This window comes from Endozoicomonas sp. ISHI1, assembly GCF_024606225.1.
Classification (GTDB): Bacteria; Pseudomonadota; Gammaproteobacteria; order Pseudomonadales; family Endozoicomonadaceae; genus Endozoicomonas_A.
Window position 1 is genome coordinate 23,473 of sequence record NZ_JAGRPU010000054.1, and the last position, 7,568, is coordinate 31,040.

Below are 7,568 nucleotides of genomic sequence, written 5' to 3' on the forward strand. Positions count from 1 at the left end.
CAATCGATGCCGTTTATAGTAGGTAGCAATAATGGGCAGAAGATGTATCTCTGGCTCTCAGGCAAATACAGCCTCAAGCAATACACCAGTAATGTGCACACATTCAATAAAAAGACTTGTCGATCACCTTCATGTATGATGAAGGTGTTTCCCGGCAAAACGGGCAGTCCCTCTGCTCATGTACAATTCGCCCGGCACAACCCTCGCAGAAACCAGCGTGCCCGCAATTTTGTAACACCATAATGTCTTCCACCGGGTTGAAACAAATTGGACATTTTTTGGTTCCTCCTGAAGCACCTCCAACTGCACCGGCTTCCTCCGTTGCAGGTCGGCTTGCTAATTCCTGTCGTAGTTGGGCTATCAGTTCATTTTGTTGTTGAATGACTATGGCCTGATCCCAATGTTCTGAATCCGACTCTTCAACGGAATCGTCGCTGTCTGTCCCCTCAGAGTATCCCGATGGATACTCCGGACTTTCTGACGATGAAACCACCGATAATGCGTGTGTGAAGTCAATACCCATGATACTCTGTGTAAACTCTTGCATACCATCCTCGGTAAACATTACCGCAGGTACAGGGTACCAGTGTTCAGGGCGGCAATGACTGGTTATATTGCTGTAGACAATAGCCAGTAACTCATATGGCAAGCATCTTATCAACAAGGTCTCCAGTGTCTCTTGCCATTCCATCCCTGAATCCATGCGCTGGAAAGCTGCTGACGCCATTGCGGTTAAACCGATCAGAAGTGCTGTTCCTGCATCCAATTGAGCTGTGGTCAATTGATTGGCAATACTTCGCGGAGAATTATATTCATTGATATTTTCAGAAAGCAGTTCACGATCGAATGCTCGATTGTAGCTTTTTTCGGTGTATCTGTTATCCAAAATTCTAATATAGTTATAGAGTTCATCCTTGGAAAGAAAGTGAGGAGCAAGAAAAGCAAGAAACATCAGGACCAGACCGTTATTAACACCGAAATAATTGGACTGATATGCAATCGGACTCAAATCGAAATAAATGAAATAAGGATTCCGTCTGCCATTTATTTTATGAGACAAAAACAAGTGTTCAAAAAGGCTTTTTGCCGCTGTATTGATTAACTGTTGATCTTCCGGTTTTTTTTCAGTGGTCTTATTAATGTTTATGGAGAATATACAATGTATTAGTCTAAGCATTCTTTGAATACGAAATTTTCGATATTGTTCACTCATGTTCACATAATTAAAATAAAAGCTGATCAGACGATTAAAATCTTGCTCAGCCACCTCGTAATTTTCACAGATTTCCAGTCGTTCATCTCCAGATACATCGTCAGAGGTTAAATTAAGCCTGATAAAGCCAATACGGATATTTTCAAGTGGGCTCATCACACTTTGACCTTTGTGCCTTTCTTTTATTGTTGAAGGTGGCTTCCAGCTTGCCTTGTGATACTCGAGAAACTCTTCAATGCCATAGGTGTCGTTTGTCAGCCCCTGCTGATAAAAAAACAAACATACTGAAAACAAAAGCGTCTTAAAGGAATACCCTAAGATCATACTTTCACCTGCTTTCGTTAAAACAATTGCACAATTACATCTGCACTACTACAACTGCAATTTATACATAATAGATAGGGTAATGTCGTATATTTAAACACTACAGACGTTCTTATCAAGGCTTTAGCAATTGACAGTTTAGCCTCGTTTTATTAGACTCGACAAAAATTTTATACCAATGGATTGAGTTTCTGGCAGGAAAAAATAATTGGCACAATATGAGCCTCTCGTTCTCAAGCAAACACAGCATAAAACAAGACGCTGGCACTGTGTACACATTCAATAAAAAGACTTGTCGATAACCTTCATGTACGACAACGGTATTTCCCGACAAAACGGACAACTCCTCTGCTCATCTATAATTCTCCCAGCACAATCCTCACAAAAACCAGCGTGTCCACAACTTTGTAACACCCTAATATCTTCCACTGGATTGAAACAAATTGGACATTTTTTGCTTCCTCCTGAGGCGCCTCCAACTGCACCTGCTTCCTGCGTTGCAGGTTGGCTTGCTAATTCCTGTCGTAGTTGGGCTATCAGTTCATTTTGTTGTTGAATGACTATTGACGGATCCTGATGCTCAGAATCCGATTCCTCAACGGAACCGTCGCTGTCTGGCGATGATGCCTCCGATAATGTAGGTGTGAGGTCAATACCCACAATACTGTATGTAAACACATGCATGCCACCCAGAGTATCCATAAACTCAGGTACGGGGTGCGAATTTCCAGAGCAGCAATGGCTGGCTATATTCTGGTAGATCATAGGCAAAAGCTCGTATGGCAAGCAGCAGATCAACATGGCTTCCAGTGTCTCATGCGATTCCGTTCCTGAATTCAGGCGCTGGAAAGCTGCTGTTGCCATTGCAGTTAAACCGATTAGAAGTGCTGTCTCTGCGTCCAATTCTGCCATATTTAATTGATTGGCAAGGCTTTGCGGAAAATTATATTCAGTGATATTTTCAGAAAGCAATGCACGGTCGAATGCTCGATCGTAGCTTTCTCCGGTATATATGTTATCCGACACTCTAAAGCCGACATAAAGTTCTTCTCTGGAAAGAAAGTGAGGACCAAGAAAAGCAAAAAACATCACGACCAGATCATTATTAACACTGACATGATGAGACTTATGTGCCGCCGGAGCTAAATAGAAACAGTTGAAATAAGGATTACTGCTGCCATTTATATTGGCAGACAAAAAAAATTGTTCAAAAAGATTTTTTGCCGTTTCATTAATTATCTCTCTATCTACCGAGCTTTGACCATTGATCCTATTTATATTAATAGCGAATATACGATGTATTAATCTCAGCATTCTTTGAATGCGACCTTTTCGATACAGGGAATCACCCATATTCACATAATGAAAATATAACTCGTTCAGACGATTAAAGCCTTGCTCAGTAACCTCGTAATCTTCACAGGTTTCCATTCGCTCATCTCCAGATAGATCGGCAGAGGCTAAATTAAGCCTGACAAAGCCAATGCGGATGTTTTCAAGTGGGCTCATGCCGGGTTGACTTGTGCTATTTTGTTGTTTTTTTGAAAGCGGTTTCCAGCTTGTCATTTGATACTGTAGATATTCTTCAAGGCCATAGGTGTCGTTTGCCAGCCCCTGCTGATAAAAAAACAAAAACAGTGAAAACAAAAGCGGATTAAAGGAATACCATAAGGTCATACTTTCACCTTCATTCGAAAAAACTGCACTACTCTAACTGCAAATCACCCTTAACAAATAATCAACTGTCGTATAAAGAAGCCTTGCAGACTTCATTATCCAAGGCTTTGGCAACAGACTGTTTAACCCCCGCTTTACTGCATTCCTCAAAAAGCTATACTAGCACTGTTCGCGCATTCAATAAAAAGACTTGTCGATAACCTTCATGTATGACGACGGTGTCTCCCGACAAAACGGACAGTCCCTCTGCTCATCTATAATTCGCCCGGCACAAAACTCGCAAAAACCAGCATGTCCACAACTTTGTAACACCCTAATGTCTGCCACTGGATTGAAACAAATTGGACATTTTTTGCTTCCTTCTGAGACTCCTCCAACTGCACCTGCTTCCTCCGTTGCAGGTTGGCTTGCTAATTCCTGTCGTAGTTGGGCTATCAATTCATTTTGTTGTTGAATGACTATTGACGGATCCTGATGCTCAGAATCCGACTCCTCAACGGAACCATCGCTGCTTGCCACCTCAGAATAATCCAATAGATATTCCAGGCTTTCTGCCGATGTTGCAGATGTGAGGTCAATACCCACAATACTCTGTGCAAAGTCCTGCATACCATCCTCGGTATACATAACCAAAGGTACAGGGCATGAGTGTCCTGGGCGGCAATGGCTAGCTATATTTCTGTATACAGTGGCAAGTAGCTCGAATGGCAAGCAGCTTATCAACAAAGTTTCCAGTGTCTCATGCGATTCCGATCCTGAATCCATGCGCTGGAAAGCTGCTGATGCCATTGCAGTTAAACCGATTAGAATTGCTGTTTCCGTGTCCAATTCAGCTGTATTTAGTTGATTGGCAATGCTTTGCGGAGAATTATATTCAGTGATGTTTTCAGAAAGCGATGCACGGCCGAACGCTCCATCGTAGCTTTTTCCGGTATATCTGTGAATCAACGTTCTAAAGTAAGTATAAAGTTCATCCTTAGAAAGAAAATGGGGACCAAGAAAAGCAAGAAACATCAGGACAAGACTGTTATTAACACCAACATTATGGGAGAGATGTGCCGTCGAACCCGGATAGAAATAATGGAAATAAGGATTAATGCTGTCATTTATGTTAACAGACAAAAAAAATTGTTCAAAAAGAATTTTTGCCCTTGCATTGATTAGCTCTTTCTCTGCTGCACTTTGCCCATTGGTCTTATTTATATTAATAGCGAATATACGATGTATTAGCCTCAGCACTCTTTGAATACGAACCTTTCGATACTGTGGGTGACCCATGCTCACATAATTAAAATAAAAGCTTATCATCAGTTTAAATTCTTGTTCAGCAACCTCATATTGTTCACAGATTTCCAGTCGCCCATCTCCGGATAGATCTTCAGAGGCTAAATTAAGCCTGACAAAGCCAATACGGATGTTTTCAAGTGGGCTAATGCCAGATTGATTTGTGCTATTTTGTGTTTTTTTTTCAAACGGTTTCCAGTTTGTCACATGATATTGGTGAAATTCTTCAAGACCATAGGTGTCGTTTGCCAGTCCCTGCTGATAAAAAAATAAACACACTGAAAACAAAAGCGTCTTAAGGGAATACCATAAGGTCATACTTTCACCTGCTCTCGTTTAAACAACTGCACTACTACAACTGCCATTTACCCTTGATAGAAAATATCTACTGTCGTATATATAAGCTTTACAGTACCCGTTATTCATGACTTTGGTAACAGACAGTTTAATCTCAACTTTATTACGCTCCACGAAAGGTTATAACAATCAATGAAGTTTAGAGTGGGTACAGCTGTGCCTCTCGTTCTTAAGCAAACACAAAGCATCAGGCAGTACGCCGACAAGGTTCGAGCCTTCAATAAAAAGACTTGTCGATAACTTTCACATATGAAAACGGTGTTTTCCGACAAAACGGACAGACCCTCTGCTCATTTATAATTCGCTCAGCACAACACTCACAAAAACCAGCGTGCCCACAATTTTGCAACAGCATAATGTCTTCGACTGGCTTGAAACAAATTGGACATTTTTTGGTTTCTCTTGTGGCTCCTCCAACTGCTCCAGCTTCTTCTGTTGCAGGGTGGCTTGCTAATTCCTGTCGTAGCTGGGTAATCAGTTCATTTTGTTGTTGAACGACTACTGACTGATCCTGATCCTCAGAATCCAACTCCTCAACAGACTCCTCACTGCCTGAATACTCAAAATAATCCACTAAAAAGTCCAGGTTTTCTGGCGATGATGGCTCCAATAATGAGGGAGTGGGATCAATACCCACAATATTGAGTGTAAACGCTTGCATGCCAACCAGAGTGTACATAGCCCCGGGTACAGGGCACGAACGCCCAGAGCGACAATGACTGGCTATATTGCGGTAAACATTGGGCAGAAGCTCGTATGGCAAGCATCTTATAAACACGGTTTCCAGTGTCTCCTGCGATTCCAACCCTGAATCCATGCGCTGGAAAGCTGCCGATGCCATTGCAGTCAAACCGATTAAAAGTGCTGTTCCTGCGTCCAGCCCGGCTGCATTTAACTGATTGGCAAGGCTTTGCGGAGAATTATATTCATTGATATTGTCAGAAAGCAGTGTACTATCGAACGCTTGATCGAAGCATTGTCCGGTATATATGTCACCCAACATACAAAAGCAGGTATAAAGTTCATCCTTGTAAAGAAAGTGGGGACCAAGAAAAGCAAGAAACATCAGGACCAAATCGTTATTAACATCTATATAATTGGACTGTGGGGCACCCGGAATTGAATAGAAATAATTAAAATAAGGATTGCTTACACCATTTATATTGACTGTTCCAAACAATTGCTCAAAAAGACTTTTTGCCGTTGCATCGATTAAATCTCTCTGTGCCAGGCTTTGTTGCCTAATGGTCATATTTATATTTATAGCGAAGATACGATGCATTAGCCTCAGCATTCTCTGAACGCGAACTTTTCGATAATGAAAATCACCCATATTCACATAATTAAAATAAAAACTGATCAGGCGATTAAAGTCTTGTTCAGCAACCTCGTAATTTCCACAGAGTTCCAGTCGATCATTCCCAGATACATCATCAGAGGCTAAATTAAGCCTGACAAAGCCAACACGGATGTTTTCAAGTGGACTCATGCCGACTAGATCTGTGCCATTTTGTTGTTTTTTTGAAAGCGGTTTCCAGTTCGCCATTTGATACTTGCGAAATTCTTCAAGGCCATAGGTGTCATTTGCCAGCCCCTGCTGATAAAAAAACAAACACACTGAACACAAAAGCGTCTTAATGGAATACCCTATGGTCATACTTTCACCCGCATTCGTTAAAACAACTGCACTAGCGAACTGTAATTTACCCGAAACAAATAAACTTTGTCGTATAAATAAGCCTTGAAGAATGACTCATTCAGGGCTTTTTCAGCAGACAGTTTAGCCCCGTTTTATTTCACTCCACAAAAGTTTGTAACAATCGATGGCATTTATAGTAGGTACCAATAATGGGCACAAAGTGTGACTCTTGTTCTCAGGGAAATAGAGTATCAGGCAATACACCAGCACTGTTCCCACATTCAATAAAAAGACTTGTCGATAACCTTCATATATGAAAACGTTGCTTCCCTACAAAAGGGACAATTCTTCTGCTCATCTATAATTCGCCCGGCACAACCCTCGCATAAACCAGCGTGTCCACAACCCTGTAACACCATGATGTCTTCGACTGGCTTGAAACAAATTGGACATTTTTTGGTTCCTCCTGAAGCACCTCCAACTGCACCGGCTTCCTCCGTTGCAGGTCGGCTTGCTAATTCCTGTCGTAGTTGGGCTATCAGTTCATTTTGTTGTTGAACGACTATTGACTGATCATGATTCCCAGAATCTGGTGCCCCAAAGGAATTCTCACTATCTGAATCCTGATCGTTAAATACCAGATATTCAAGGCTTACTAACGAAGATGCCACTGGTAATACTGGTGTGGGGTCAATACCCACAATACTGTGTGTAAACTCTCGCATACCATCATCGGTATAAATAGCCCTCGGTGTCTCGTGCGAGCGCTGAGTGTGGCAATGGCAGGACATCCTGTCGTGAATAGTCGAGAGAAACTCGTATGGTAAGCATCTTATCAACAAAGTTTCCAGTGTCTCTTGCGATTCCTGTCCTGAATTCATGCGCTGAAAAGCGGCTGATGCCATAGCAGCTAAGCCGATTAGAAGTGCTGTTTCTGCGTCCAATCCAGCGGTAACTTTCAAGGTAGATGTCGCCTCAACTTATGCAGCTAAATCACAATGCTGCTGATTCTCTGATCGCTCAGGGTTAAGCCATACCTCTGCCGGTAATTGCCAGTTTCTGGTTTCACGGCTT

General features: G+C 41.9%; 5 protein-coding genes. All 5 read right to left on the minus strand.

Features of this window, described 5'->3' with window-relative positions:
* Positions 1-103: 103 nt before the first annotated feature.
* Complete coding sequence (locus KBW69_RS21385; RefSeq protein ID WP_257282211.1) at positions 104-1,537, minus strand: RING finger protein; 1,434 nt, start codon at positions 1,535-1,537, stop codon at positions 104-106.
* Positions 1,538-1,816: 279 nt separating this feature from the next.
* Positions 1,817-3,214 (minus strand): RING finger protein, encoded by a 1,398-nt coding sequence (locus KBW69_RS21390; protein WP_257282212.1) that lies wholly within the window; start codon positions 3,212-3,214, stop codon positions 1,817-1,819.
* Between the two features lie 177 nt (positions 3,215-3,391).
* Positions 3,392-4,816 carry an RING finger protein gene (locus tag KBW69_RS21395; RefSeq protein ID WP_257252652.1) on the minus strand — a complete coding sequence of 475 codons (1,425 nt, stop codon included), beginning with the start codon at positions 4,814-4,816 and terminating at the stop codon, positions 3,392-3,394.
* Positions 4,817-5,072: 256 nt separating this feature from the next.
* On the minus strand, positions 5,073-6,467 hold the full coding sequence (locus tag KBW69_RS21400; RefSeq protein WP_257282213.1) for an RING finger protein: 1,395 nt from the start codon (positions 6,465-6,467) through the stop codon (positions 5,073-5,075).
* Between the two features lie 308 nt (positions 6,468-6,775).
* Positions 6,776-7,456 (minus strand): RING finger protein, encoded by a 681-nt coding sequence (locus KBW69_RS21405; RefSeq protein WP_257282214.1) that lies wholly within the window; start codon positions 7,454-7,456, stop codon positions 6,776-6,778.
* Between the last annotated feature and the right edge of the window lie 112 nt (positions 7,457-7,568).